Origin of the sequence: Brevundimonas sp. DS20, assembly GCF_001310255.1 — a bacterium.
Lineage (GTDB): Bacteria > Pseudomonadota > Alphaproteobacteria > Caulobacterales > Caulobacteraceae > Brevundimonas > Brevundimonas aurantiaca.
Genome location: NZ_CP012897.1, coordinates 2,944,321 through 2,970,080, shown reverse-complemented (window position 1 = coordinate 2,970,080; position 25,760 = coordinate 2,944,321). Strand labels below are relative to the sequence as shown.

The window sequence follows — 25,760 nt, the reverse complement described above, 5'->3', positions numbered from 1 at the left end:
CATCGGATAGAAGGACGCCGCCCCATGACCCAGACCTATGACCTGATCGTCCGCGGCGGCGAGGTGGCCAACCATGCGGGGCGGGGCATGGCCGACGTCGGGGTGATCGACGGCAAGATCGCCTTCATCGGCGACCTGTCCCAGGCCTCGGCCGGAGAGACCTTCGACGCCACGGGCCTGACCGTCCTGCCCGGCGTCATCGACACCCAGGTCCACTTCCGCGAACCCGGCCTGGAGTGGAAGGAAGACCTGGAGACCGGCTCGCGCGCGGCGGCCCTGGGCGGGGTCGTCGCCGTGTTCGAAATGCCGAACACCAATCCCAACACCACCGACCCGGACACCATGGCCGACAAGCTGGCGCGGGCCAAGGACCGGATGTGGACCGACCACGCCTTCTATGTCGGCGGCACGCATGAGAACGCCGACTATCTGGGCGAGCTGGAGCGGTTGCCCGGCTGTTGCGGGGTCAAGGTCTTCATGGGCGCCTCGACCGGCGACCTGCTGATCGCCGACGACGAGGGGGTGAGGAAGGTCCTGTCCAACGTGCGCCGCCGCGCCACCTTCCACTCCGAGGATGAATACCGGCTGGTCGAGCGGCGCGGCCTGGCCCGCACCGGCGACTGGACCAGCCACCCCGAGGTGCGCGACGCCGCGAGCGCCATCCGCTCGACCCGCCGTCTGGTCGGCCTGGCCCAGGAGACGGGCGCCCGCATCCATGTGCTGCACGTCACGACCAAGGACGAGATGGAGTTCCTGCGCTTCCACAAGGATGTCGCCACCGTCGAGATCACGCCGCAACACCTGACCCTGGCCGCGCCCGAAGCCTATGAGCGGCTGGGCGCCTATGCCCAGATGAATCCGCCCATCCGGTCGCAGGCGCATGTGGACGCCCTGTGGCTGTGGGGCATGCAGCAGGGCGTGGCGGACGTGCTGGGCTCCGACCATGCGCCGCATACGAAGGAGGAGAAGGCCAAACCCTATCCGGCCTCGCCGTCGGGCATGCCGGGGGTGCAGACCCTGGTGCCCCTGATGCTGACGCACGTCGCCAACGGACGGTTGAGTCTTGAGCGGTTCATCGACCTGACCTCGGCGGGGGCGCAGCGGGTGTTCGGCACGGCCAACAAGGGGCGGATGGCCGTCAGCTATGACGCCGATCTGACCATCGTCGATCTGAAGGCCAAGAAGACGATCACCCACGACCAGCAGGCCTCGCGCTGCGGCTGGACCCCCTTCGACGGGGTCGAGGCCACCGGCTGGCCGATGGCGACGATCGTGCGCGGGCGGGTGGTAATGCAGGACGGCGAACTGATCGGCGCGGCCCACGGACGGCCGGTGCGGTTCATGGAGACGCTGTGAGGGAAAAACTCGGCCTGATCGGCTTCGGCGCCTTCGGGCGGCTGACGGCGCGGCATCTGTCGCCCTGGTTCGACATCTACGCCCATGATCCGGCGGCGACGGACGGCGAGGGCCATGCGACCCTGACCGATCTGGCGACCGCCGCCGCCTGTCCGACGGTGATCCTGGCCGTGCCGGTCGAGGCGCTGGAGGCGACCCTGGCCGCCATGGGCCCCCATCTGGCGCCGGGCGCCCTGGTCCTCGACGTCGGTTCGGTCAAGGTGAAGCCCGCGCGACTGATGGACGATAGGCTGGCGCCCGGCGTGCGCGTCGTCGGAACCCACCCCCTGTTCGGCCCCCAGAGCGGCAAGGCCGGGATCGCCGGGCTCAGGATCGCCGTCTGCGTGGTACGCGGCGACCGTGACGCCCGCCGCGTCGCCGCCTTCTGCCGGAAAGCCCTGAAGCTGAGGGTCTTTCTGGTCACGCCCGAAGATCATGACCGGGAGGCGGCCGTGGTCCAAGGCCTGACCCATCTGATCGCCCGTGCGCTTCTGGCCATGGAGCCCCTGCCGACCCGTATGACCACCGCCAGTTTCGACCGGCTGATGGAGGCGGTCGACATGGTGCGCCATGACAGCCCCGCCGTCTTCCGCGCCATCGAACGCGACAATCCCTTCGCGGCCGAGGTGCGCGAGCGGTTCTTCGCCCTGGCGGATCAGGCGCGGGGGGCGTCAGGGGAGGGGTAGGGGCGTCTCTTTTGGGGAATAGGCTGGACGGGCGCTTTCGATCCGTTGCGGACATTGACCAGGCCGCGCACGTCGCAGAAACTTTGGTCGGGGATGGTGTAATCAAACATACCGGTCACAACCGTAGTCGTAGGTGAAAGCTCTGCTCCCCACGTCCGTTCTCTGACGCGATGCCTACTTCGCACTCCGATCCGTTGCAGACATCAGGTGGTTGACGCTGCTCGTCAACTGATCGGCGGACGGTAAACAGGCCTAAGATCTGTTCACGCATCGATCAAGCTCATAAGCTCCCGCTGAGGGAGCAGATGACCCAGCGAAGCTATCGGCATAATCACTACGTTCCCGAATGGTACCAACGGCGATTCCTTGCCCCGGACCAACACGAACTTCATTATCTCGACCTGAAGCCTGAGCCTTTCTCGGTCAATGGTCGGACGATCAAGCCGCCCTCATACTGGAGACGAGGGGTTAAATACTGCTTCGCGCAAGACGATCTGTACACCACCACGTTCAACGGCATTGTCAACACGGAAATCGAGCAGTTCTTCTTTGGAGACATCGACAACAACGCGCCCAAGGCTTTCGATTTTTGGTCTCGCTACGACCACTCTAATCTCGACCACGCAGCCTTCTCGATATTCCTGACCTACATAAGTCTTCAGCGCCTCCGCACCCCACGCGGTTTGGCTTGGTTAAGGCGGATTCTCGGCTCTATGCCGCGTTCCCGAACGTTGATTGAGCTACAGCGTCTCCAACGGCTCTTCTGCGCCACATGGAGCGACGCCGTCTGGCAGATCGTAGACGCCGCCGCATCGCCGAGAAAGTTCATCATCAGCGACAATCCAGTAACGTTCTACAATCGAGATTGCTTCCCCAACGCCAAATCATGCCGGTATCCATTCGATCCGGATGTCCGCCAAGCGGGCACGCAGACGATCTTCCCCATTAGCCCGGAGAAATTGCTGATCTTCACCAATCTGACGTGGGCAAGAAATCCATACCAATCAGCCACCAAGATGGGACCAAACCCAAAGCTGCTGCGAAACACCGTGTTCTATTACTTGAACATTCAGGTAGGTCGTCAGCTCTCGGAGGAAGAGGTTCTAGAAATAAACTTTATTATCAAGCGCAGGGCGGATCGTTACATCGCCGCGGCAGAGAAAGAGTGGCTGTATCCAGAGCGTCGGGTGCGATGTGATCACTGGCGTCGACTGGGAGATGGCTACTTGCTCATGCCCGACCCTCGCCATGTGCGCATGGGTGGAGAAATCACTGTTGGCTACGACGGTGGAGGGTACGACCATTTCTCGGAGTATGGGCATAAGCCGTGGGAGCCAGGTTACAAGGATGCGCGCCGCGAGCAGCGTGAAGGCGATGCGTTGCGCCGATTTCAAGCGGAATGGTCGGCGATGTATGGACCAGACTATCGGGGGCTCACGGAGGGGTTTGGCAGGAAGAAGGACAACACGTCGGTGCCTGCGAACATACATGCCAGCTATTTGAAAGAAGACGAAGCCTACCGAGCTAAGCCCGGTGAGCGAGCGCGGCGGCGATTATTGAGGCGTCCCTAAGTCCGCTCCCCACCCATGAGCGACGCTGAGTATGTCCGCTTCCCAAGTTGAACTCAGTGTTCATCGTTCGCCCGAATAAACGCCCCCACGTCCTCCGCCACGCCCGGCGCGAGCGGCAACGCCGGGTCGGCATAGGTGGCCAGGTTGGCGGCGCGCTCGGCGGGGGCGGTTTTCAGGATGTGGTTGACGCCGTCCCACAGTTTCAGCGTCGCCTTGGGGTCGGCGGCGGCCAGGGCCTGGGCGTCGGCGATCCCGACCTGGAGGTCCGTGGTCCCCTGGCCGATGAAGACCGGGCCGTCATAGGCGGCGAGCAGGGCGGCGGGGTCCAGCGGCAGCCAGGAGATCAGATAGGGCTGGACCGAGGGACGGAACAGGGCCGCCAGGGCCGGGGGCGGATCGGCGACGGTGCGGCCGGCCTCAAGCTCGGCCAGGGCGGCGAAGGCCGGGGCCTTCAGCGGCTCGGGCAGGCCCTTTTCCAGCTGTTCGCGCAGGACCACGCCCGCGGGGCGGCCGGCGCCGGACAGCAGGACCAGGCCGCAGACCTTATCGTCTCCACCCTCGACCGCCTTCAGCGCGACCAGGGCGCCCTCGCTGTGGCCGATCAGCCAGGCGCAGGGCTTGTCGGCGCGACGGGCGGCCTCGGCGGCCCAGGCGCGGGCGTCGGCCACATAGGCGTCAAAGCGCAGATCGGCCTCGGCCGGACCGGCCGCAGCGCTGGCGGCTATGCCGCGCTTGTCGATCCGCACCGTGGCGATCCCCTGCGCCGCCAGTCCCTCGGCCAGCAGGCGATAGGTGGAGGCGGAAACGCCCATGGGGCTGTTGCCGTCGCGGTCCGTCGGTCCTGAGCCCGGCAGGATCACGGCGACGGCGGCGGGGCTGTCGGGCGCCAACAGGGTTCCGTGCAGGGGCGCGGGCTGTGCGGGCAGGGTCACCTCGCTGGAGACGGGACCGGCGAGCAGGGCGAGGGCGAGGCTGAGCATAGCGTCTCCTTTGAAGAGGGGGGGGCGTTCAGAAGGGTGGCGGCTCTCGACCCTAGTCCCCTGAGCCGGTGCGGCAAGATGGCCGGGCGCCGAACACCGCCTTGCCATTGCAAACCAGTTGCAGAAGCGCGTATGGAGCCCGCCTTTCTGTTCTTGAGAATATGTTGCAGATCATGGCCCGCCCGATCCGTCTCGCCTGCGCCGTCAGCCTCCTGGCCCTGAGCCTCGCCGCCCCCGCCTTGGCGCAGCAGGGGCCGGCCGCGCCGACCGAGCTGGGCGAGATCGTGGTGACGGGGTCGCAGGTGAATCTGACGGCGCCGGCGGCGGGCGGCCAGGTGGCGCGGGGCGGTCGGGTCGGCCTGTTGGGCAATCTGGACATGATGGACACGCCCTTCTCCACCACCAGCTACACCGAAAAACTGGCGCGGGATCAGCAGGCGCGCGGGATCGGCGACGTGTTGCAGAACGATCCGACGGTGCGGGTGACCAAGGGCTTCGGCAACTTCCAGGAACTGTATGTGATCCGGGGCTTCCCGGTCTATTCGGACGATATGAGCTACAACGGCCTGTACGGCGTTCTGCCGCGCCAGTTCGTGGCGGCCGAGCTGATCGAGCGGGTCGAGGTGTTTCGCGGGGCCAGCGCCTTTCTGAACGGGGCGGCGCCGGGCGGAACCGGGGTGGGCGGCGCCTTCAACCTGACGCCCAAGCGGGCCAATGGACCGCTGACCCGTCTGACGGCGGGCGTGTCCGGCGCCGATGAAATCTACGCCGCGGCCGATCTGGCGCGCCGGTTCGGCGATCAGGATGAATGGGGCGCGCGCCTGAACGTCGCCGGCCGGGGCGGCGAAGCATCGGTCGAGGACCAGACCAACACCCTGCGCGTGGTGGGCCTGAACCTGGACCGGCGGGGCGAGCGGGCGCGCTTTTCGGCCGATCTGGGCTGGCAGGACCACCGGATCGACGCCCCGCGCCCCAGTGTGACGCCCGGCGCCGCCATCCCCGAGGCCCCCTCCGCCGATCGGAATTTCGCCCAGCGCTGGACCTATACGGATGAGGAACAGCTGTTCGGCGCGGTGCGGGGTGAGTTTGACATCACCGACAGCGTCACCGCCTGGGCCGCCTTCGGCGGGCGTCAAGGCGAGGAAGACAACAGCCTGGCCAATCCGCGAGCCGACGCGGCGGGCGCCATCCGGGGCTATCGCTTCGACAATATCCGCAAAGACACGGTCTGGTCCGGCGACGTCGGGCTGCGGGCGGACTTGACCACCGGCCCGGTCGGACACCGGCTGGTCGCCTCCGCCTCTCAGATCCAGTCCAAGTCGAGGAACGCCTGGGCAGGGTCGAACTTCGCAGGCTACAGCTTTGGAACCCTGACCGATCCGATCCTGTCGCCGGCGCCGGCCATCGCCAGCGTCTCGGGCGACCTGAGTGACCCGAAGGTGACCGAGCGCGTCAAGAACACCAGCGTCGCTGTGGCGGACAGGCTGTCCTTCCTGGACGGCCGCCTGCTGGCGACCGTCGGCGTGCGGTATCAGGAGATCGAGACCAGGTCCTACGCCTATGCCGACGGCGCCTTCGGCTCGGGCTATTCCAGCGAAGCTGCGACCCCGGCCTTCGCCCTGGTCTACAAGCCCGGCGACCGGGTTTCGCTGTACGCCAACTATGCCGAGGCCCTGACGCCCGGTCGGGTCGCGCCTGCGGTGGTCAACGGCGCAGCCGTGGCGAACGCCGGCGAGGTGCTGTCGCCCTTCCGCGCCGAACAGGCCGAGGTCGGGGCCAAATATGACGCCGGAACCTTCGGCGGGACGCTGAGCGTCTTCAGGACGACCCTGCCCAGCGCCTTCTTCGATCCCGCCACCCGCGTCTATTCCGACGGCGGCGAACAGGAGAACCGGGGCGTCGAACTGACCGTCTATGGCGAACCGATCGACGGCCTGCGGCTGATCGGCGGCGCGACCTGGTTGGACGCCGAGGTCAAACGGTCGCTGACGGCGGCGAATGAAGGCAAGTCGGCCATCGGCGTGCCGGACGTCCAGACCAATCTGAACGTCGAATGGGACGTGCCGGGCCTCAGCGGCCTGACGCTGGAGGGGCGGGTGGTCCACACCAGCGCCCAGGCGGCGAATGCAGCCAATACGCTGGAGCTGGACGCCTGGACCCGGTTCGACGCCGGGGTTCGCTACGCCTTCGAGGCGGGCCAGCGTCCTGTGACCCTGCGGGCGCGGGTGGAGAATGTGGCCGACGAGGACCAGTGGGTCGCCGTCGGCGGCTATCCGGGCTCCAACTATCTGACGCTGGGGGCGCCGCGCACCCTGTCCCTGTCGATCTCGGCGGAATTCTGATCGGATGAGGACGCGGACGATCCGCGCCTGGTCGTGGACGCACAAATGGTCGAGCCTGGTCTCGACCCTGTTCCTGCTGATGCTGTGCGTCACCGGCCTGCCGCTGGTCTTCACCCATGAGATCGAAGAGGTGCTGCTGGAGCAGGCCTGGACGCCCGCCGCGCCCGACGGGCCGTTGTTGAGCCTGGACGAGGTGCTGGCGGCGGCCCTGGCGCGTCATCCGGGCGAGGTTCCCGCCTTCATGAGCTTCGACGTGGATCGACCGGTGGTGAACGTCACCAGCGTCGATCCGAACGGCCCGGCCGGTCGCTACAGTTTCGCGCCGATCGACCAGACCAGCGGCGCCGTCGCCCCGCCGGTCGCCGGCCATCCGGTGATGGAGTTCCTGCTTCAGCTGCACACCGACATGTTCCTGGGCCTGCCGGGCATGCTGTTCCTGGGCCTGATGGGGCTGATGCTGATCACGGCGGTGGTGTCGGGGGTGGTGCTGTACGCCCCCTTCATGCGGCGGCTGCCGTTCGGGACGGTGCGGGCGACGAAGTCGGCGCGGACCCGCTGGCTGGACTATCACAACCTGCTGGGCGTCATCACCGTGGCCTGGGTGCTGGTGGTCGGGGCGACGGGGGTGGTCAACACCCTGGCGACGCCGATCCTGACCTATTGGAAGAATACGGCGCTGAAGGAACTGACCGCGGCCCATGAGGCCCCGGCCTCCGTCGGCGAGCGGGCCTCGCTGGACCTGGCGGTGGAGCGGGCGAAACAGGCCCTGCCGGGCAAGACCCTGCAGTTCATCGCCTTTCCCGGAACCGACTATTCGACCGATCACCACTATGCCGTCTTCTTCCACGGCGACACGCCGCTGACGACCCATCTGACGACGCCGGCCCTGATCGACGCCCGGACAGGCGAACTGACGGCCGTGGCCCCGACGCCCTGGTATGTGAAGGCCCTGTCCCTGTCCCAGCCGCTGCATTTCGGCGACTACGGGGGGCTGGGGCTGAAAATCCTGTGGGCGCTGCTGGACCTGGCGACCATCGTCATCCTGGGGTCCGGCCTCTATCTGTGGCTGGGCAAGGGACGGCGGACGCCGTCATGAGCCGCAAGGATCGCAGCCTGTGGGCCATCTTCGGCGCGCCGCTTTGGGTGTTCGTGCTCAGCCTGACGGGGCTGATCGGGGCCCTGCTGGAGGACGGCGCCTGGGACGCCGTCTTTTCGGCCCTCTTGGCCTCGACCGTGATCGTCGCCGTCTGGGCCCTGATCCGGCGCCGACGGTGATCGGCGTCAGATCGAGAAGCTGACGCCGCAGCCGCAGCTCGAGGCGGCGTTGGGATTGCGGACCACGAACTGGGCGCCGGCCAGTTCGTCGACATAGGCGATCTCGGAATTCTTCAGAAAGGGGACCGAGACGGGGTCGATCAGGGCCGTCTGGCCCTGAGCCTCGATCCGAAGATCGTCGTCCTCGGCCGTCTCGACCAGTTCGAACCGGTATTGAAAGCCCGAACAGCCGCCCCCGTCCACGGCGACGCGCAGCATCAGGGCCTTGCCCTCGGCCGCGCTGAGCCGGGCCAGACGATCGGCGGCGCTGGCGGCCAGGACGATCCCTTCCGGCGCGCGCGTGGCGACGCTGAAGGCGGGTGTGGACGGTTCTGTGGATTGGACGGTGCTCACAGCTGTCTATATGAGGCGCATGCGGGCGTTCGCAAAGGGCCCGTCCGATCAAAGCCGCTTCAAAGTTGACGACTTGAGCCCGATGACTCTCGCCCCCTACGCCGAACGCGCCGATCTGACCAAGGGCCGTCGCTTCTTCGAACCGCCCAGCCGCACCCGCACCGCCTTCGCCCGCGACCGCGACCGGATCATCCACGCCACCGCCTTTCGCCGTCTGAAGGAGAAGACTCAGGTCTTCGTGGCCCATGAAGGCGACCACTACCGCACCCGCCTGACCCATTCGCTGGAGGTGGCCCAGATCGCCCGGTCTCTGGCCCATGCCCTGCGGCTGGACGACGACCTGGCCGAGACCATCGCCCTGGCCCACGACCTGGGCCATCCGCCGTTCGCCCATGCGGGCGAGGATGAGCTGGTCATCCAGATGGCCGACTACGGGGGCTTCGACCACAATGTTCAGAGTTTCCGCGTCATCACCGAGCTGGAGACCCGCTATCCCCAGTTCGACGGGCTGAACCTGAGCTGGGAGACGGTCGAGGGCGTCATCAAGCACAACGGCCCGGTGTCGCATCGGCTGGACGAAGCGGCCTGGTCGGTGGTGCGTCCCTATCGGACAGGCGGAGAGGCGGGCTGGGACCTGCGGCTGGACGGGTTCGCCTCGCTGGAGGCCCAGTGCGCCGCCATCGCCGATGACATCGCCTATAACAATCACGATGTGGACGACGGGGTGCAGGCCGGGCTGATCACGCTTCAGGATCTGGATCAGGTGCCCCTGATCGGCCCGACCCTGGCCGAGGTGCGGCGCGACTGGCCCGCCATCGACGACCGGATGCTGCGGATCGAGGCGGTGCGGCGGATGATCGGGGTCATGGTCGAGGACGTGCTGGCCGAGACGGCGCGACGCCTGGAGGAGGACCGGATCGGCTCGACCGAGGATGTGCGCAACGCCTCGCGGACCCTGGTGGACTTCTCCCGGTCGATGCACGCGGACCTGGCGATCCTGCGCAAATTCCTGTTCGAGCGGATGTATCGCCACTATCGCGTCAACCGGACGCGCAGCCAGGCGCGGCGGGTGCTGTCGCAGCTGTTCGAACTGTTCATGGCTGAGCCGGAGGTCATGCCGCCGGAATGGGGCGTGCCGGCCCAGACCGAGGATCGGACCCGCAGGGCGCGCGCCGTCTGTGATTACATCGCCGGCATGACCGACCGCTATGCGATCGAAGTCCACCAGAAATTGTTCAGCCTCGACCTGGCGCTCGATCTGTGATTCGAAAGACGGCGGCGGGGCGTTAAACTAACCGTTCGACGCGCCGATTCGCTGCGTCGGACAGACGGCGGAGCGACACCATGTCTTTCGATGACGAGAACCGACCCGGCCGAGGCGCCTATACGCCTCCGACCGACGACGACCTGCCGTTCCGCCGGAACACCTATGACCCGCGCGGCGGCGGCCGAAACGTCGGCTCGGGCGGAGGCAAGGCGCCGCCCGTGACCCTGATCGTCAGCGGCGTGGTGCTGCTGGTGCTGATCATCGCCGTCATCTTCTTCTATCGTTCGGGCATGCGGGCCTCGACCGACGCCCCGCCGGCCGTGGGCCAGGCCGTCGGCGAGATGAAGACCGCCGCCCCCCTGGACGCCCAGCCGGTCGATCCGGCCGAGGGCGTGCGGGTCTATCGCGACGAGGCCGAGACCACCGACGCGCCCGTGACCTTCACCCCGCCGCCGGAGACGCCCCAGCCGCGCCCGGCCGCACAGCCGACCGCCGCGCCGACCGGCCAGGGCTTGCCGCCCGCCGCCGCTGCGCCCCGTCCGACCGCCCCGGCGCCCAAGACCGAGGCGCCGACGCCCGCCGCTCCCGCGCCCACGGCTCCCGCCGCCGCCGGCGGTTCGGCCTCGGTCCAGATCGGCGCCTTCTCCTCGACGGAGATCGCCGACCGGGAATACGCCGCCGTCGCCGGCCGCTTCAGCCAATATGCCTCGGGCGCCGAAAAGCGCGTGACCGAGGTGACGTCATCCAGCGGCTCGACCCTGTACCGCACCACCTTCACCGGCCTGTCGCGTGAGCGGGCGGTCGCCTTCTGCAACGCCCTGAAGGCCGCCGGACGGGATTGCATCGTTCGGTGACTTCCGCCGCCATCTACGGCTGTGCGGGCCACCGGCTGACGGAGGGTGAACGCGCCTTCTTCGCCGAGACGCGGCCGTGGGGCTTCATCCTGTTTCGGCGCAATATCGACAGCCCGGAACAGGTGCGGGCCCTGACGGACGAGTTGCGCGCGGCCATCGGCGACCCCGAGGCGCCGATCCTGATCGACCAGGAAGGCGGGCGGGTCCAGCGGATGGGGCCGCCGCACTGGCCCAAATACCCGCCGGGCGACGCCTATCTTAAGGCGACGAACGACCCGGCGGACGCGCGCGACCTGGTCCGTCTGGGTGCGCGTCTGATGGCGCACGATCTGCGCGAGGTCGGAATCAATATTGATCTGCTGCCGGTGCTGGACGTGCCCGTGCCCGGCGCCCACGACATCATCGGCGACCGCGCCTATGGCCGCGACCCGCAGACCGTGGCCCTGCTGGGACGCGCGGCGGCGGAGGGTCTGCTGGCGGGCGGGGTCCTGCCCTGCATCAAACACATGCCGGGCCACGGTCGCGCCTTCGCCGACACCCACAAGGATCTGCCGACGGTCCATGCCGATCTGGAGGCGCTGGACGCCTGGGACTTCGCCCCGTTCAAGGCCCTGTCCGACATGCCGATCGGCATGACGGCCCATATCGTCTTCACCGCCATCGACCCCAAACGCCCGGCCACCCAGTCCAAGAAGGCGATCCAGCTGATCCGCGAACGACTGGGTTTCGGCGGTCTGTTGCTGTCGGACGATCTGGTGATGAACGCCCTGTCCGGATCCTTGACCCAGAGGGCGCACAAGGCGCTGAAGGCGGGATGCGACATCGTCATCCATTGGAACGGCGACATGGACGAGATGCGCCAGGTCGCCGAGGGCGTCGGTCCGCTGAAGGGCGGTGCGAAACGGCGCGCCGAGGCGGCCCTGGCCCGGATCGTTCGGACGCCGGAGCCGCTGGATCCCGTCGCCGGGCACGAACGCTTCTTCCGCGCAATGGCGGGCAAGACGGACGCGGCTAAAGGACCGGACGTGGGGGAGGCGCAGGCGTGAGCGACGCCTTTCAGCCCAATCTGGATTTCAACGCCGAGGAGGTCGAGGAGCGCGAAGCCTTCGTCGTCGATCTGGACGGCTATGAAGGGCCGCTGCACGTCCTCTTGGCCCTGGCGCGGACGCAGAAGGTCGATCTGCTGAAACTGTCGATCACCCAGCTGGCGGAACAGTATCTGGCCTTCGTTCACGAGGCGCGGCGGCGCAACTTCGCCCTGGCGGCCGATTATCTCGTGATGGCCTCCTGGCTGGCCTATCTGAAGTCCCGGCTGCTGCTGCCGCGCACCGAAAAGGGCAAGGGGGAGGAGCCGCCGGCCGAGGCCATGGCCGCCGCCCTGGCCTTTCGCCTGCAGAAGCTGGAGGCGATGCGCAAGGCGGTCGAACAGCTGATGGCCCGTCCCCAGCTGAAGCGCGACGTCTTCACCCGGGGCGACCCCGAGGCCACGGTGATCGTGCCGTCAGACCGGATCGACGCCAGCCTGTATGAGTTGATGAGCGCCTATGTGATCCAGCGCCGACGCGAGGAGGCGCGGCGCTATTCGCCCGGCCAGCGGGTCGAGGCCTTTCCGCTGGAGGCGGCGCGCGACTGGCTGCGCGAGATCATGCCGCGTCTCGCGGACTGGACCCCGCTGGACCAGGTCGCGCCCCGTCCCGAAGACCCTGAGGGCCCCAGCCAGGCCAGCTATACCGCCTCGACCCTGTCGGCCAGTCTGGAGCTGGTGAAGGAGGGGGCCATGGACATTCGCCAGACGGCGCCGTTTGCGGACCTGTATCTGAAGCGGCGGGGCCTGGGGCAGCCGCTGGAGCTGACGCCGTGATGCGTGTTGGTTTTTGCACCGTCAAGGCCGTCATCCTAGGGCTTGTCCCTAGGATCCAGAATCCCGGCGCCGGGCATGGGCGCATCTTCGGAGAAACCGGGAGTCTGGATCCTCGCCACAAGGGCGAGGATGACGAACTTTGGGCTAGGGGCGTCGGCGCCGAAAGTCGGGAGTTGGCCCATGTCTGACCTGTCCTTCCAGCCCGATGAGGCCGAGATCGAGCGCCGGGTTGAGGCCCTGCTGTTCGCCGCCGCCGGCCCGCTGAGCGCCGCCGAGATCGGGGCGCGCCTCCCCGAAGGCGCCGACGTCGGCCGGGCTCTGTCGGGCCTGCGCGCCCGTTACGAGGGGCGGGGGGTGGAGCTGGACTGCGTGGCCGACCGCTGGCGGTTCCGCACGGCGGCGGACTTGGCCTTCATGATGAGCCAAGAGCGGGAGGAGCCCCGCCGCCTGTCCAAGGCGGCGCTGGAGACCCTGGCCATCATCGCCTACCACCAGCCCGTGACCCGCGCCGAGATCGAGAGCGTGCGCGGCGTCAGCCTGTCCAAGGGCACGCTGGACCTGTTGCTGGAGATGGGGTTCGTGCGTCTGCGAGGGCGGCGGCGGACAGCGGGTCGGCCCGTAACCTACGGCACCGCCGACCGGTTCCTGGAGCATTTCGGCCTGGCCAGTCTGTATGACCTGCCGGGGGTTCAGGAGATGAAGGCCGCCGGGCTTCTGGACCTGTCGGCCCCCGTCGGGTTCGAACTGCCCGACCCCAGTCGTGCGACCGGGGCGGATGAGGAGGAGGCGCCCCTGCTGGACGAAGACAGCCCCGAGTTCGCCCAGGACTTCGTCGGCGAGGAGCGATAGCCGTCGGACGCCGCGCTCAGGCGGTCAGCTGGCGCGGCAGTTTGAAGGTCACGGTCTCACGCGCGCCGGCGTCCTCGGTCACGGTGGCGTCGAACCGTTCGGCGATGGCGTCCACCAGGGCGGCGATCAAAGGCTCGGGCGCCGAGGCGCCGGCGGTGACTCCGACCGTCTGAACGCCCTCGAACCAGCTCCAGTCCACCTGTGAGGCGTCGTCGACCAGGCGGGCGTCGCGGGCGCCGGCGCGCATCGCCACCTCGACCAGCCGGGCCGAGTTGGACGAGTTCTTCGATCCGACCACCAGCACCAGTTCGCAGCCCTCGCCCAGCACCTTGACCGCCTCCTGGCGATTGGTGGTGGCGTAGCAGATGTCTTCCTTGTGCGGATCGGGCAGTTCGGGGAAGCGCCGCTTCAGCACCTTCAATATGCCCGCCGTGTCGTCGACCGACAGGGTGGTCTGGGTCGCATAGGCCAGGGGGGCGTCGCCGGGGCGTTCGAAGGCCTCGGCGTCGGCCTCGGTCTCGACCAGGCTGATGGCGCCGGGCGGCAACTGGCCCATGGTGCCGATCACCTCCGGGTGGCCGGCGTGGCCGATCAGGATGATGTGGCGGCCTGCGGCATGATGACGCTCGGCCTCGACGTGGACCTTGGACACCAGGGGACAGGTGGCGTCCAGGAACAGCAGCTCGCGCGACCGCGCCGCCGCCGGCACGGACTTGGGCACCCCGTGGGCCGAGAAGACGACCGGTCGGTCGTCGGGGCATTCGTCCAGTTCCTTGACGAAGACGGCGCCCATGGCCTTCAGCCGCTCGACCACATGGCGGTTATGGACGATCTCGTGGCGCACATAGACGGGGGCGCCGAACTTCTCGATGGCGCGCTCGACGATCTGGATCGCCCTGTCCACCCCCGCACAGAAGCCGCGCGGCGTCGCCAGCCGCACGGCGATCGGGCGGCGTTCGGGCGCGGGGGAGGGGACGTGCATATTCATGACCGCCAACCTAGTCGTTCGCGGACCATATCGCCATGCGGGGCGAGCGAATCCGCACCTCAAGGCAGCGACGCATCGCCACGGTCGGCTGGTTCTCATTGAAAATCCATTCGGAACAAAGATTTAGACTAAGTTCACGACGCCTTGACCAACCGGCCGCTCACGATTAGTTTCCGCGCCGAATTCAGACCTGCCTCAACACATTGTTCGGGCGCTGAGCGCACAGGCCATGTCCCCTATGTCGGAATCGCGCGAAGAGGCGATCAAACGCCTCCAAGACAGCGCATCCGCGTTGGAGGACAAGACGGTTCAGAAGGCGTCGGAGCACCTCGCGGCTCAGGCGGTGACGAGCCAGGCCTACAAGATCGTCGCCGAACTGCTCGGCGGGGTCTTCCTGGGCTTGGGGCTAGGTTTTGGGGCGGACCGACTGTTTGGGACCAATCCCTGGGGTATCATCGGCGGAGTCCTTCTGGGCTTCGCCCTGTCGATTTACATGGCGCGCCGCACAGCCAACCGGCTGATGGCGCAGGCGAAGGCGAGCGGGATCGAACCGAAATCGGTCCCCTTCGACGACGAGGAAGACGAGGACCGATAGGCTGATGGCCGATCCGCTTCACCAGTTTAAGATCCAGCCGCTCGTCGATTTCGGCGCGGTGAACCTGCCTGTCTTCGGCCACACCCAGCTGGCGATCACCAATTCGCACGTCGCCATGACGGTCGCCTTCGTGGCCATCGTCCTGTTCCTGCAACTGGTCACCTCGAGCGCCAAGGTGGTGCCGGGACGGTTGCAGACGGCCGGCGAAAGCCTGTTCGATATGATCGACGGGGTGACCGATTCCATCATCGGCCACGACGGCCGCAAATATTTCCCGTTCGTCTTCAGCCTGTTCCTCCTGGTGCTGGTGATGAACCTGTTGGGCATGTTCCTCAGTTTCACCGCGACGTCGCAGCTGGCGGTTACGGTCACCTTCGCCGCCCTGACCATCCTGCTGGTCATCGGCGTGGGCTTCCTGAAGAACGGCCTGGGCTTCTTCAAACTGTTCTGGCCGGCCAGCGCGCCTCTGGTGCTGCGCCCCGTCGTCGGCGCGATCGAGTTCCTGTCCTTCCTGCTGCGTCCGGTGACCCTGGCTCTTCGTCTGTTCGGCAACATGCTGGGCGGCCACGTCGCGCTGAAGATTTTCGCCGGCTTCGTCGTGGCCCTGGGCGCCGGCGCCTTCGTCGGCGAGGGCCTGGGCCTGTGGGGCCTGCCGATCGCCGCCCTGTCGATGACCATGGTCGTCGCCCTGACCGCCCTCGAATTCCTCGTCGCCTTCCTTCAGGCGTTCGTGTTCGCCGTTCTGGCCAGCATCTATCTCAATGATGTGGTCAACCTGGGTGAAGGCCATTAAGGCCCGGCCCAGTTCGAGAACTCCCTTCTTCCAACCCACCTGACTGAAACAAGGATACTCACCATGGAAGCTGAAGCCGCCAAGTACATCGGCGCCGGCCTGGCCACCCTCGGCATGATCGGCTCGGCCATCGGCGTGGGCAATATCTTCGCCAACTTCCTGAACGGCGCCCTGCGCAACCCGTCGGCCGCCGCCTCGCAAGTCGGCAACCTGTTCGTGGGCGCGGCTCTGGCCGAAGCCCTGGGCATCCTGGCCTTCGTGCTGGGCATCCTGATCCTGAACTCCTGATCTATCCGGGGTTTAGGGCGGCGGCGGCTTCTCGCTGAGGCCGTCGCCGCCTTTCTGCTTTTCGGACGAACGGACACCATGGCCGCACCCAATTCTAACGACACGCACGCGACCACCGAGGCCGAAGGCCACGGCGGCGGCGGACTGCCCCAGTTCGAGACCCAGCACTGGGCCGGGCAGATGGGCTATCTGCTGGTCCTGTTCTTCCTGCTCTATTTCCTGATCGCCAAGGTCTTCGCGCCGCGCCTGCGCCGCGTCATGGATGAACGTCGCGAGACCATCTCCGGCGCCGTCGCCACCGCGCGTCAGGTCCAGGCCGAGGCCGCCGAGCAGGCCGCCCTGGCCCAGGCCGACCTGGCCAAGGCCCGCGCCGACGCCCGCGCCACCGCCGCCGCCGCCAAGGCGCGCGTCACGGAAGAAGCCAACGCCCGCCAGGCTGCTGAAGAAGCCGTGGTCAATGCCCGCATCGCCGAAGCCGAGGCCGCCATCGCCAAGACCCGCGACGCCGCCATGGGCAATGTCTCGACCATCGCCTCCGACGCCGCCGGCGCCATGGTGGAGCGCCTGACCGGCCAGGCTGCGACCAAGGCCGAACTCGACCTCGCCAAGGGAGCCGTCTGATGAACCTGATCTTTGAACCGGGCATCTGGGACCTGTCGAATCCCGAGATCTGGGTCGGCGTCGGCCTGCTGATCTTCTTCGGTATTCTGATCGCCGTCGGCGTGCCCAAGATGGTCGCCGCCCAGCTGGACGCCAAGGGCGCCAAGATCCAGGCCGACCTGGACGAGGCCGCCCGTCTGCGCGCCGAGGCCGAAGCCCTGCTGGCCCAAATCCGCAAGGAGAAGGCCGAGGCAGAGGCCCAGGCCGCTGATATGATGGCCCAGGCGGAAGCCGACGCCCGTCGTCTGGAAGTCGAATCCAAGGCCAAGCTGGAAGAGACGCTGGAGCGTCGCCAGAAGATGGCCGAGGCCCGCATCGCCCAGGCCGAGGCCCAGGCGTCCGCCGAGGTCAAGGCCGCCGCCGCCGACCTGGCCGCCAAGGCCGCGGAACAGATCCTGGCCGCCCGCCTCGCCGGCGGCGCCAAGGATCCGCTGCTGGACGCCGCCATCGCCCAGATCGGCGACCGCCTGAACTGACGACCTCAAGTCTGACCGGATCTCAACGCCCGTCCTTCGGCCGAAATCGCTCTGGCGGTTTCGGCCGAAGTCGTTTTGGGGCGGCCCCTCAGCGCCCGATGACGCCGCTGACCGTCAGAACCACAGCGATCATCACCAGGATGAAGACGATGACCCCGCCCATGATGCGGAAGGGCGGGCCGCTTTCACTGCGGCGGCTGAAGCCGTCCGGATCGCGGTCGGGTTCAGTCATCGGTCTGCATCGGCTGCGGGGGCGGCGTCGAGGTGGTGGAGCCGTTCAGGGGCGTGCCGTCGCCGCGCACGGCCGACTGGCCGCGCAGGGCCGGATTGTCGCCGGGCGCCACGGCGGGCGCGCTGGGCGGGACGGCGCCGCCGGGCGGCGGCACGACGGCCGGTTGGACCACGGCCGTCTCGCTGTCGCTGGCGGCCTGAGGATTTCGCCAGATCACCTCAGCGACGAGGTAATAGGCGATCAGGGCCAGGACCACGCCGCCGACCAGCAGAGGCTCCCAGCGGATGCGCCCTCGGCGCGTCGGATCTTCCTTGCGGTTCATCGCAGGGGAAGCCGTCGGCCCACCGTCCGGTTCGTCTGTGTAGGAAGCCGGACGCAGGGACGGCCTGGAGACCAGGCCGTCCGGCCCGCCGAGATCAGTGGGCCGTGGCGCCGCCGATCACATGGGGCGTCTGGCGCTTGTCGCGCGCGACCAGCCGGGCATAGACATTGCCCAGGACGATCCCGAACACGGCATGGGTGACCAGAAGCCAGGCGATGGTGCCGAAGCCCGAGCCGGCGTTGAAGGTACGGTAGTCGCCGACGATGAAGACGCCGGCCATCATCACCACCCAGGCGCCGACCGCAAAGACGATGCCCTTGGTCTCGGGCGTGTCGGTGGGCAGTCGCGGGCAGAGGTAGGCGAACAGGGGGCCCAGGATCAGCACCCCGGCCACCGCATGAAGAACCCAGCCCACGGCCAGGGCGTCGGGCATGCCGATCAGAGCGGCGATGACGCTCTGGAACGGGTCGAACCAGTTCAGGAACAGATTGGGTATTTCCAGCAGGGACACGGCGACCGTGGCGGCGAAACCGGCGATCAGACCTTTTTGTAAGCGTGACATCATGACCTTAGCGCCTCCCAACGCTTTTCTGGTTCTCTGATAACGCTGGGACAGAATACGCCTGACTCGGACGGTCGGCGTTCACGTTGCCGTGGTTAGCGAACGCAGCAACGCAAGCGCGAAATGATCGCTGATGCGCGCGCGGTCAGCGGAACAGTTTGCGGATGTAGCGGCGAAGGCCCTTGCGCAGACGGATCAGGCCGCGCCGACGCCGGGTCAGGATCACCTTTTCGGCGCGCAAGGCCTGTTGCCAGAAGACCGGCGCGAACTCCGGCTTTTTCCGCATCAGCCGCCGGAAGGGATAGACCCATTTCGGCCGGGCGTACTGGGCGCGGATGAACTGTCGCTTGGCCCAGAAGGAGCTCTTCAGGATCAGCATCAGGCCGACAGCGATGACCGGAACGCCGCCGGGGCCGGGCAGGGGGGCGATCAGAATGCCAAGCAGGACCACGAACAGCCCGCCCGCCATCAGGGCCCAACGCTTCAGCACCCGCAGCTTGCGGCTGCGAGGCGAGGCGGAGGACAGGACGAGAGCGGGTGCGGAGATCACGAGGGCGCCGGGAGGGAGGAGGACTGACTGAGGTGTGACAACGGTCGCCACGCCCACCCGATCCCAAGCCGGGAAGGGAAAGAGCGACCGTGGCGAGGTTGTCACATAACCCCTTAAGATCCGGTTCGATGGCCGATCCGTGGCTTTCCTATGAAGCTTTGGTCATGAAGCCGGATTGTCGCAGTCTGTGTCCCACAGGACGCGGCTGGGCCTTGGTCAGCCGTAGTGGACGCCGGTCAGGCGTTCGGACTCGGACCACAGGGCGCGGGCGGTTTCGACATCCAGCGCCTGGGGCTTGATGAGGGCGCGGCCGGGCGCACCCCGCATCTCCTGCCAGCCCTGAGGGCCGTAATAGGCGCCGGGTTCGGCCTGGGGCAGGGTCGCCGCCATCAGGATCGGCAAGGCGCCGTCGGCCGCCGAATGGCTGGCCACGCGCGCCAGAAGGCGGCTGACCAAGGCGAAAAGTCCGGGCGGGCTGCCGGCGTGGCCGTTGGCGATCAGATCCGTCCGGGCGAAACCGGGATGGGCGGCCACGCTGGTCAGGCCCCAATCTTCGCGATCGCTGCGGCGCTGAAGCTCCAGGGCGAACATCAGCATCGCCAGTTTGGACTACTGATAGACGGGCCAGGGCCGGTAACCGGAGCGATAGTTCAGATCGCTGAGCTGAATCCGACCGCCGCGATGGGCGACGCTGGACAACTGCACCACTCGCGCCTGAGCCGCCGTCAGCAGTGGCAGGAGCCGGCCGGTCAGGGCGAAGTGGGATAGATAGTTGGTTCCGAACTGCATCTCGAAACCATCGATGGTCGTTCGGCGACGGGGCACGGCCATGACGCCCGCATTGTTGATCAAAATGTCGACCGGCCGACCCGCCGCCAGGAGGGCCTCGGCGAAGGCGGCGACAGAGCTGAGGTCCGCCAGGTCCAGCCGTTCGAACCGCACGAGGGCCTCAGGGTGGCGACTGCGGATCAGCCGTTCCGCCTGATCGCCCTTGTCCGGATTGCGCGCGGCCAGAACGACCTCGGCGCCCTTTTCAGCCAGAACGAGCGCCGCCTCCAAGCCGATGCCGCCGGTCGCCCCGGTGATGATGACCAGCTTGCCGCTCTGGTCGGGAATATCGGCTGTCGTCCATTGGGTCATTGCGGCTATCCTGGGGTGAACTGAATTTCCGAAGGGCTCCGGCTTGCATATCTGCATCCGGTGCAAATATGCAAGAAGTGCAAGAAAAAGTTTTTCCTGGCGAGCAGGGTCTGCGTGCGCGGAAGCGGCTGGAAACCCACGCCCGCATTCAGGCCGAAGGCCTGCGGCTGTTCATCGAAAAGGGATTTGACGGCGCCACCCTGGACGAGGTGGCGGCGGCGGCGGGCGTATCGCGCCGCACCCTGCTGAACTATTTCGGCTCCAAGGAAGAGATCGTCTTTTCCCTCAAGGCCCAGATCCCTGAGATGATCGCCCAGGCGGTGGCGGCCCGGCCGTGCGACGAACCGCTGCTCGATATGGTGGAGGGGGGCTGGCCGATGTCGCCGCGCGCTTCCAGACGCCCGACATGCTGGACCTGACGCGGCTGATCCATCAGACGCCCGCCCTTCAGGCCGGTGATCACGCAAAGTATGAAGGGGTGGAGCGGCTGCTGGCCCAGACGCTGGCCGAGCGGAAGGGATTGGCCCCGGACGACGTCGCCTGTCGCGTCGCGGCGGCGATCGGCGTCAGCATCATGAAACTGGCCGGCGAGGCCTGGCTGGCCCATCCGGACGAAGGGCCTGAACGGTTCGGCCGCGAAGCCTTCGCCGTCCTGAGACGCATGGCGGGCCAGCGTCCGCCGCCCTGATCCAGGACGGCGGACGCCGAGAGCGGCTTAAGCCGCCTGGTTCGAGCCCGCAGGGGCGGTCCAGCGCAGCACCGGCGAGCGGGCGGCGCGGGTTTCGTCCAGACGACGCAGGGGGGCGTGGAAGGGGGCGCCCTTGAAGCGGTCGACGTCGCCGGCCTTGGCCGCCTGGGCCAGCAGGCGCATGGCCTCGATGAAGCGGTCCAGCTCGGCCTTGGACTCGGTCTCGGTCGGCTCGATCAGCATGGCCCCGTGGACGACCAGGGGGAAATACATGGTCATCGGGTGGAAGCCCTCGTCGATCATCGCCTTGGCGAAGTCGAGCGTGGTGACGTCCGTGCCCTTCAGCCATTCGTCGTCGAACAGGGCCTCGTGCATGCAGGGGCCGTCGGGGAAGGCCGCGCTCATCAGGTCCGACAGGCGGGCCTTGATGTAGTTGGCGTTCAGCACCGCATCCTCGGCCACCTGACGCAGGCCGTCGGCGCCGTGGCTCATCATGTAGGAGAGGGCGCGCACATACATGCCCATCTGGCCCTGGAAGGCGCACAGACGGCCGAAGGCCTGGGCTGCCTCGCCTTCTTCCCGTTCGATCAGCGCGTAGCCGTTATCGTCATGCACGACCCAGGGGGCCGGCGCGAAGGGGGCCAGGGCCTGCGACAGCACCACCGGACCCGCGCCCGGCCCGCCGCCGCCGTGCGGCGTCGAGAAGGTCTTGTGCAGATTGATGTGCATCGCATCGACGCCCAGGTCGCCGGGGCGGACACGGCCGACGATGGCGTTGAAGTTGGCGCCGTCGCAGTAGAAATAGGCGCCCGCCTCGTGCGTCAGGCGGCTGATCTCCAGGATGTCGCGCTCGAACAGGCCGCAGGTGTTGGGGTTGGTCACCATGATGGCGGCGACGTCGTCGCCCAGCTTGGCGGCCAGGTCGGCGACGTCCACGCGGCCGTCCTCGGTCTGGGCGACCTCGACGACGGTATAGCCGACGAAGGCGGCGGTGGCCGGGTTGGTGCCGTGGGCGCTGGTGGGCACCAGCACCTTGCGGCGCTTCTCATGCTGGCCCGAGGCCTCGTGCGCGGCGCGGATGGCCATCAGGCCGCACAGTTCGCCGTGCGCTCCCGCTTTCGGAGATAGCGCGACGGCGGGCATGCCGGTCAGGGTCTTCAGCCAATGGGCCAGCGTATCCATCAGCTCCAGCGCGCCCTGAACCGTCGACATCGGCTGCAGGGGGTGGATGTCCGAAAAACCGGCCAGACGCGCCATCTTCTCGTTCAGGCGCGGGTTGTGCTTCATCGTGCACGAGCCCAGCGGATAGATGGCCAGGTCGATGGCGTGGTTCTTCTGCGACAGGCGCACATAGTGGCGCATGGCCTCGGGCTCCGACAGGCCGGGCAGGCCGATCGGATCCTTGCGGACCAGGTCGCCCAGGTCCGACGCATCGGTCTTCGGTTCGAGCAGGTCGACCCCGGTCTTGCCCCAGCCTTCGCCTTCGAAGATCAGCGGCTCGTTCTGCAACAGGCCGCGCCCGCCGGTCAGGGTGGCGGGCTTGGTCTGTACCTGGTTCGGGGCGGTCGGGCGGCCGACGGTGTTCATGGTGCTCATGGTCTTGTCTCCGCTCAGGCCGCCAGCACCTTGGCGAGGGCGGTCGCCAGGAGCTTGATGTCGGCGTCAAGGGTGGTTTCGGTCGCAGCGACCAGCAGGACGTCGTCCATGCCGGCGTCGGGGGCCAGGCGGCTGTAGGGCACGCCGGCCAGGACGTGATGGGCGGCCAACTGATCCACGACCTCGGCCGCGTTCTTGGGCAGGCGCACCGCGAACTCGTTGAAGAAGCGGTCGGTCAGGATTTCGACGCCCGGAACGGCGGCCAGGGCGTCGCGCGTGGCGAGGGCCTTCTCGTGGTTCAGCAGGGCCAGTTTGCGCAGGCCCGTCTCGCCCAGCAGGCTCATGTGGATGGTGAAGGCCAGGGTGCAGAGGCCGGAATTGGTGCAGATATTCGACGTCGCCTTGTCGCGGCGGATGTGCTGTTCCCGCGTCGACAGGGTCAGGACGAAGCCGCGCTCGCCGTCGGCGTCCACCGTCTCGCCGGTCAGGCGGCCGGGCATCTGGCGGATCAGCTTCTCGCGCGTGGCGAACAGGCCGACATAGGGGCCGCCGAAGTTCAGGGCGTTGCCGATCGACTGGCCCTCGGCGGCGACGATGTCGGCGCCCATTTCGCCGGGCGACTTCAGCAGACCCATCGACACCGCCTCCGTGACCACGACGATCAGCAGGGCGCCGGCGGCGTGGGCGGCCTCGGCGATCTTGGTGACATCCGTTGCGGCGCCGAAGACGTTGGGGGTCTGAACGACGACGCAGGCCGTGTCGGGACCGATCTGGTCGATCACGGCGGCCTCGGCGTCGACGGCGGGGGCCAGGACCTGCGTCTCCACGCCGACGGCGTGGACCACGGTCTCGGTCGCCTTGACGTAGTGGGGGTGCACCCCGCCCGAGATCACCGCCTTGTTGCGGCGGGTCACGCGGGTCGCCATCAGCACGCCCTCGGCCATGGCGGTCGAACCGTCATAAAGCGAGGCGTTGGCCACCGGCATGCCGGTCAGGTTCGCGACCTGGGTCTGGAACTCGTACAGATACTGCAGGGTCCCCTGGGCGATTTCCGGCTGATAGGGGGTGTAGCTGGTCAGGAATTCCGACCGCTGGATGATGTGATCCACCGTCGCCGGGACATGGTGTTTGTAGGCCCCTGCGCCGCAGAAGAAGGGGACGGCGCCGGCCGTGGCGTTCTTGGCGGCCATGGCGGACAGGGCGCGCTCGACCTCCAGCTCGCCCGCCACGCGGGGCAGGTCCACGGGGCCGTCCAGACGCGCGGCCTGGGGCACGTCCACGAACAGGTCGTCAATGGATTTGGCGCCGATGGCGGCGAGCATCGCCGTGCGGTCGTCGGGCGTCAGGGGGAGATAACGCATTGCCGGTTTCCTTCACCCGTCATCCTCGGGCTTGACCCGAGGATCGGATGTTGTGCGGCTCGTGCGTCAAAGGCTTCGCACGAGTGGTTGATCCTCCGGCCCTCGGGTCAAGCCCGAGGGTGACGGAGTTTGAAATTAGAGGGTGGCGAGGAAGGCGTCGTAGGCGGCCTGGTCCATCAGGGCGTCCAGTTCGGCAGCGTCCGACACCTTGATCTTGGCGAACCAGCCGTCGCCTTCCGGAGCGGCGTTGACGGTTTCCGGGGCGGTCGACAGGGCGTCATTGGCCTCGACCACCTCGCCCGAGACGGGGGCGTAGACGTCGGAGGCGGCCTTGACGCTCTCGACCACGGCGAAGCTGGCGCCCTTGGCGACGGTCTTGCCGACCTCAGGCACTTCCACGAACACCACGTCGCCCAGGGCGTCGGCGGCGTGTTTGGAGATGCCGACGGTGGCGATGTCGCCGTCCAGGCTGACCCACTCGTGATCCTTGGTGAATTTCATTTCTCTTCTCCATCTCCCACCCCGTCATCCTCGGGCTTGACCCGAGGATCGGAGGCGGATCGTTCTCTGTGTTGATCCCGACGCAATGCGGCGGATAATCCGGCCCTCGGGTCAAGCCCGAGGGTGACGGGGTGAATGTTACGCCTTCGGCTTCCGGTAATAGCGTTGCGCCACGAACGGCATGGCGACGACCTCGGCGGCGGCGGGCTTGCCGCGCACGATGACCTTCAACTCCGTGCCCAGCGCGGCGAAGGCCGGCGGCACGAAGCCCATGGCGATGTTCTTGCCCAGGGTGGGGGAGGGGCCGCCCGAGGTGACCTTGCCGATGACATTGCCGTCTGCGTCGGCGATCTCGGCGCCTTCGCGGGCCGGGGCGCCTTCCTTGACGATCAGGCCGATGCGGACGCGAGACGGGCCATCGGCCAGTTCCTTCAAGATGCGGTCGGCGCCGGTGAAGTCGGCGCGCTCCTTCCTCGACTTGGACAGGGCGAAGGTCAGGGCGCCTTCGACCGGGCTGGTGGTCGGGTCGATGTCGTGGCCGTGCAGCGGCAGGCCGGCCTCCAGGCGCAGGCTGTCGCGGGCGCCAAGGCCGATCGGCTTGACGCGGGCGTCTTCCAGGATGGTGTTCCAGACACGCTCGGCCTGGTCCGCCGGGACCGAAATTTCATAGCCGTCCTCGCCGGTATAGCCCGAACGCGAGACATAGCAGTCGACGCCGAACAGCATCAGCCGGGCGCATTCCATAAAGCCCATTTCCGCCAGGATCGGTTCGTGGGCGGCCATGACCTCGGCGGCTTCCGGCCCCTGGATGGCGATCAGGGCGCGGTCGTCCAGCACCGTCAGCTTGGCGTCGCCTTCCAGGTTCGCCTGCCAGAAGGCGAAATCCTCGTCCTTGTTGCCGGCGTTGACGACGACGAACAGGCCGTCGTGATCCGGGCGGCCGGCCATCAGGTCGTCGATGATCCCGCCGTCCTTGTTCAGAAGCAGCGAATACTTCTGCTTGCCCGCCTTCAGGATTTCATAGTCGCCGGGCACGAACCGCTCGAACTGGGCGGTGGCGTCGGCGCCGGTGATCTTGCACTGGCCCATGTGGGACACGTCGAACAGGCCGGCGTGTTCGCGGGTCCAGCGGTGCTCGGCCAGGACGCCCTCATATTGGACCGGCATGTCATAGCCGCCGAAGCCCACCATCCGGGCCCCCAGGGCGCGGTGCGCGGCGTTCAGGGGCGTGGTCTTCAGGGTCTGATCGGTCATGGTTCAGGCTTTCACGGTCGCGTGTTGTGGCGGAGCTCCGCCGTCCTCGCGCCCCCGCTGTCCTGAAGCCTGAGAGATTCCGGCGACCAAATCATGTCGCCTTGCTCCGTCGGCGCGCCCGTGAAGAGCGGCTTTCCAGCGTCCGTATGCTTCGCGGTCCGTTTGCCTGAGCGTTTCCGGGGCGGTTGCGCCTTCGGCGTCGACCCGCCGAGGCGCGCCGATCTCTCCCGCGAGAGCAATCGACCTAAGCCACCGACTCCGGCCGCAAGTCAAGCGCAGGC

General features: G+C 67.5%; 30 protein-coding genes, 1 pseudogene and 2 riboswitches. Of the genes and pseudogenes, 18 read left to right on the top strand and 13 right to left on the bottom strand.

Going from position 1 to position 25,760, the window contains the following annotated elements; all coding sequences use genetic code 11:
* The first annotated feature begins 24 nt into the window (after nucleotides 1-24).
* The 3 genes from JL11_RS14580 to JL11_RS14570 all read left to right on the top strand — a co-directional run bounded on the left by JL11_RS14580 (nucleotide 25) and on the right by JL11_RS14570 (nucleotide 3,652).
* Nucleotides 25-1,356, top strand: coding sequence for a dihydroorotase (locus JL11_RS14580; protein ID WP_054766286.1), 1,332 nt, complete (start codon nucleotides 25-27; stop codon nucleotides 1,354-1,356).
* Nucleotides 1,353-2,081, top strand: a complete 729-nt coding sequence (locus JL11_RS14575; RefSeq protein ID WP_054766285.1) for a prephenate dehydrogenase — start codon at nucleotides 1,353-1,355, stop codon at nucleotides 2,079-2,081. Before JL11_RS14580 ends, JL11_RS14575 begins: the two co-directional genes overlap by 4 nt.
* A 305-nt stretch (nucleotides 2,082-2,386) precedes the next feature.
* Nucleotides 2,387-3,652: a DUF4238 domain-containing protein gene (locus tag JL11_RS14570; RefSeq protein WP_054766284.1), complete on the top strand. Its 1,266-nt coding sequence runs from the start codon at nucleotides 2,387-2,389 to the stop codon at nucleotides 3,650-3,652.
* A gap of 53 nt (nucleotides 3,653-3,705) precedes the next feature.
* Here JL11_RS14570 and JL11_RS14565 read toward each other — a convergent pair whose 3' ends face one another.
* Nucleotides 3,706-4,632: an alpha/beta hydrolase gene (locus JL11_RS14565; protein WP_054766283.1), complete on the bottom strand. Its 927-nt coding sequence runs from the start codon at nucleotides 4,630-4,632 to the stop codon at nucleotides 3,706-3,708.
* A gap of 173 nt (nucleotides 4,633-4,805) precedes the next feature.
* Here JL11_RS14565 and JL11_RS14560 point away from each other — a divergent pair, with 173 nt between their 5' ends.
* The 3 genes and pseudogenes from JL11_RS14560 to JL11_RS14550 all read left to right on the top strand — a co-directional run bounded on the left by JL11_RS14560 (nucleotide 4,806) and on the right by JL11_RS14550 (nucleotide 8,249).
* Nucleotides 4,806-6,974 carry a TonB-dependent receptor gene (locus tag JL11_RS14560; protein ID WP_054767008.1) on the top strand — a complete coding sequence of 723 codons (2,169 nt, stop codon included), beginning with the start codon at nucleotides 4,806-4,808 and terminating at the stop codon, nucleotides 6,972-6,974.
* Nucleotides 6,884-8,070, top strand: a pseudogene (locus tag JL11_RS14555) (PepSY-associated TM helix domain-containing protein). Before JL11_RS14560 ends, JL11_RS14555 begins: the two are co-directional and overlap by 91 nt.
* Nucleotides 8,067-8,249, top strand: a complete 183-nt coding sequence (locus JL11_RS14550) for a hypothetical protein (protein ID WP_054766281.1) — start codon at nucleotides 8,067-8,069, stop codon at nucleotides 8,247-8,249. Before JL11_RS14555 ends, JL11_RS14550 begins: the two are co-directional and overlap by 4 nt.
* 6 nt (nucleotides 8,250-8,255) lie before the next feature.
* On the opposite strand, the gene erpA is transcribed toward JL11_RS14550, so the two are convergent.
* The gene (erpA, locus tag JL11_RS14545; RefSeq protein WP_054767007.1) at nucleotides 8,256-8,573 is read right to left on the bottom strand and encodes an iron-sulfur cluster insertion protein ErpA; all 318 of its coding nucleotides are present in this window, start codon (nucleotides 8,571-8,573) and stop codon (nucleotides 8,256-8,258) included.
* A 151-nt stretch (nucleotides 8,574-8,724) separates the two neighbouring features.
* On the opposite strand from erpA, the gene JL11_RS14540 reads away from it, so the two are divergent.
* The 5 genes from JL11_RS14540 (at nucleotide 8,725) to scpB (ending at nucleotide 13,473) form a co-directional block, all read left to right on the top strand.
* A complete protein-coding gene (locus JL11_RS14540; RefSeq protein WP_082382725.1) occupies nucleotides 8,725-9,906 on the top strand; it encodes a deoxyguanosinetriphosphate triphosphohydrolase in 1,182 nt (393 codons plus the stop codon).
* An 80-nt stretch (nucleotides 9,907-9,986) separates the two neighbouring features.
* Nucleotides 9,987-10,763: an SPOR domain-containing protein gene (locus tag JL11_RS14535; protein WP_054766279.1), complete on the top strand. Its 777-nt coding sequence runs from the start codon at nucleotides 9,987-9,989 to the stop codon at nucleotides 10,761-10,763.
* Nucleotides 10,760-11,809 (top strand): beta-N-acetylhexosaminidase, encoded by a 1,050-nt coding sequence (nagZ, locus tag JL11_RS14530; protein WP_054766278.1) that lies wholly within the window; start codon nucleotides 10,760-10,762, stop codon nucleotides 11,807-11,809. The genes JL11_RS14535 and nagZ overlap by 4 nt, the downstream gene beginning before the upstream one ends.
* Nucleotides 11,806-12,624: a segregation and condensation protein A gene (locus JL11_RS14525; protein WP_054766277.1), complete on the top strand. Its 819-nt coding sequence runs from the start codon at nucleotides 11,806-11,808 to the stop codon at nucleotides 12,622-12,624. Before nagZ ends, JL11_RS14525 begins: the two co-directional genes overlap by 4 nt.
* Nucleotides 12,625-12,804: 180 nt before the next feature.
* The gene (gene scpB / locus JL11_RS14520; protein WP_054766276.1) at nucleotides 12,805-13,473 is read left to right on the top strand and encodes an SMC-Scp complex subunit ScpB; all 669 of its coding nucleotides are present in this window, start codon (nucleotides 12,805-12,807) and stop codon (nucleotides 13,471-13,473) included.
* Between the two features lie 16 nt (nucleotides 13,474-13,489).
* Here the strand turns inward: scpB and ispH are convergent, their stop codons facing one another.
* Nucleotides 13,490-14,461: a 4-hydroxy-3-methylbut-2-enyl diphosphate reductase gene (ispH, locus tag JL11_RS14515; RefSeq protein WP_054766275.1), complete on the bottom strand. Its 972-nt coding sequence runs from the start codon at nucleotides 14,459-14,461 to the stop codon at nucleotides 13,490-13,492.
* 292 nt (nucleotides 14,462-14,753) lie between these two features.
* On the opposite strand from ispH, the gene JL11_RS14510 reads away from it, so the two are divergent.
* From JL11_RS14510 to JL11_RS14490, 5 genes are all read left to right on the top strand, one after another.
* Nucleotides 14,754-15,056, top strand: a complete 303-nt coding sequence (locus JL11_RS14510) for an AtpZ/AtpI family protein (RefSeq protein ID WP_231681315.1) — start codon at nucleotides 14,754-14,756, stop codon at nucleotides 15,054-15,056.
* A gap of 4 nt (nucleotides 15,057-15,060) precedes the next feature.
* Nucleotides 15,061-15,849: a F0F1 ATP synthase subunit A gene (locus JL11_RS14505; protein ID WP_054766273.1), complete on the top strand. Its 789-nt coding sequence runs from the start codon at nucleotides 15,061-15,063 to the stop codon at nucleotides 15,847-15,849.
* A gap of 63 nt (nucleotides 15,850-15,912) precedes the next feature.
* The gene (locus JL11_RS14500) at nucleotides 15,913-16,137 is read left to right on the top strand and encodes a F0F1 ATP synthase subunit C (protein ID WP_054766272.1); all 225 of its coding nucleotides are present in this window, start codon (nucleotides 15,913-15,915) and stop codon (nucleotides 16,135-16,137) included.
* A 78-nt stretch (nucleotides 16,138-16,215) separates the two neighbouring features.
* Nucleotides 16,216-16,758, top strand: coding sequence for a F0F1 ATP synthase subunit B family protein (locus JL11_RS14495; protein WP_054766271.1), 543 nt, complete (start codon nucleotides 16,216-16,218; stop codon nucleotides 16,756-16,758).
* Nucleotides 16,758-17,273, top strand: coding sequence for a F0F1 ATP synthase subunit B (locus tag JL11_RS14490; protein ID WP_054766270.1), 516 nt, complete (start codon nucleotides 16,758-16,760; stop codon nucleotides 17,271-17,273). Before JL11_RS14495 ends, JL11_RS14490 begins: the two co-directional genes overlap by 1 nt.
* An 88-nt stretch (nucleotides 17,274-17,361) precedes the next feature.
* Here JL11_RS14490 and JL11_RS17580 read toward each other — a convergent pair whose 3' ends face one another.
* From JL11_RS17580 to JL11_RS17770, 6 genes are all read right to left on the bottom strand, one after another.
* Entirely contained in the window at nucleotides 17,362-17,505 is a 144-nt protein-coding gene (locus tag JL11_RS17580; RefSeq protein ID WP_152950726.1) for a hypothetical protein, read from the bottom strand.
* Nucleotides 17,498-17,827 carry a hypothetical protein gene (locus JL11_RS14485; protein ID WP_054766269.1) on the bottom strand — a complete coding sequence of 110 codons (330 nt, stop codon included), beginning with the start codon at nucleotides 17,825-17,827 and terminating at the stop codon, nucleotides 17,498-17,500. Before JL11_RS14485 ends, JL11_RS17580 begins: the two co-directional genes overlap by 8 nt.
* Nucleotides 17,828-17,921: 94 nt before the next feature.
* Complete coding sequence (locus JL11_RS14480) at nucleotides 17,922-18,392, bottom strand: DUF6789 family protein (protein WP_054766268.1); 471 nt, start codon at nucleotides 18,390-18,392, stop codon at nucleotides 17,922-17,924.
* A 142-nt stretch (nucleotides 18,393-18,534) separates the two neighbouring features.
* A complete protein-coding gene (locus JL11_RS14475; protein WP_224764434.1) occupies nucleotides 18,535-18,939 on the bottom strand; it encodes a hypothetical protein in 405 nt (134 codons plus the stop codon).
* Nucleotides 18,940-19,155: 216 nt separating this feature from the next.
* On the bottom strand, nucleotides 19,156-19,536 hold the full coding sequence (locus JL11_RS17775) for a hypothetical protein (RefSeq protein WP_197273316.1): 381 nt from the start codon (nucleotides 19,534-19,536) through the stop codon (nucleotides 19,156-19,158).
* Between the two features lie 12 nt (nucleotides 19,537-19,548).
* Entirely contained in the window at nucleotides 19,549-20,079 is a 531-nt protein-coding gene (locus JL11_RS17770; protein WP_197273315.1) for an SDR family NAD(P)-dependent oxidoreductase, read from the bottom strand.
* 77 nt (nucleotides 20,080-20,156) lie between these two features.
* On the opposite strand from JL11_RS17770, the gene JL11_RS17765 reads away from it, so the two are divergent.
* Together JL11_RS17765 and JL11_RS17760 are read left to right on the top strand one after the other, a co-directional pair.
* Nucleotides 20,157-20,498: a TetR family transcriptional regulator gene (locus tag JL11_RS17765; protein ID WP_197273314.1), complete on the top strand. Its 342-nt coding sequence runs from the start codon at nucleotides 20,157-20,159 to the stop codon at nucleotides 20,496-20,498.
* The gene (locus tag JL11_RS17760; RefSeq protein ID WP_054766266.1) at nucleotides 20,486-20,767 is read left to right on the top strand and encodes an acyl-CoA-like ligand-binding transcription factor; all 282 of its coding nucleotides are present in this window, start codon (nucleotides 20,486-20,488) and stop codon (nucleotides 20,765-20,767) included. The genes JL11_RS17765 and JL11_RS17760 overlap by 13 nt, the downstream gene beginning before the upstream one ends.
* 27 nt (nucleotides 20,768-20,794) lie before the next feature.
* On the opposite strand, the gene gcvPB is transcribed toward JL11_RS17760, so the two are convergent.
* From gcvPB to gcvT, 4 genes are all read right to left on the bottom strand, one after another.
* A complete protein-coding gene (gene gcvPB, locus JL11_RS14455) occupies nucleotides 20,795-22,363 on the bottom strand; it encodes an aminomethyl-transferring glycine dehydrogenase subunit GcvPB (protein WP_054766265.1) in 1,569 nt (522 codons plus the stop codon).
* 14 nt (nucleotides 22,364-22,377) lie between these two features.
* Nucleotides 22,378-23,724 carry an aminomethyl-transferring glycine dehydrogenase subunit GcvPA gene (gene gcvPA, locus JL11_RS14450; protein ID WP_054766264.1) on the bottom strand — a complete coding sequence of 449 codons (1,347 nt, stop codon included), beginning with the start codon at nucleotides 23,722-23,724 and terminating at the stop codon, nucleotides 22,378-22,380.
* 135 nt (nucleotides 23,725-23,859) lie between these two features.
* On the bottom strand, nucleotides 23,860-24,225 hold the full coding sequence (gene gcvH / locus JL11_RS14445; RefSeq protein WP_054766263.1) for a glycine cleavage system protein GcvH: 366 nt from the start codon (nucleotides 24,223-24,225) through the stop codon (nucleotides 23,860-23,862).
* Nucleotides 24,226-24,363: 138 nt separating this feature from the next.
* Nucleotides 24,364-25,479, bottom strand: a complete 1,116-nt coding sequence (gene gcvT, locus JL11_RS14440) for a glycine cleavage system aminomethyltransferase GcvT (RefSeq protein WP_054766262.1) — start codon at nucleotides 25,477-25,479, stop codon at nucleotides 24,364-24,366.
* Nucleotides 25,480-25,534: 55 nt separating this feature from the next.
* Nucleotides 25,535-25,620, bottom strand: a riboswitch (glycine riboswitch).
* Nucleotides 25,621-25,623: 3 nt separating this feature from the next.
* Nucleotides 25,624-25,719, bottom strand: a riboswitch (glycine riboswitch).
* Between the last annotated feature and the right edge of the window lie 41 nt (nucleotides 25,720-25,760).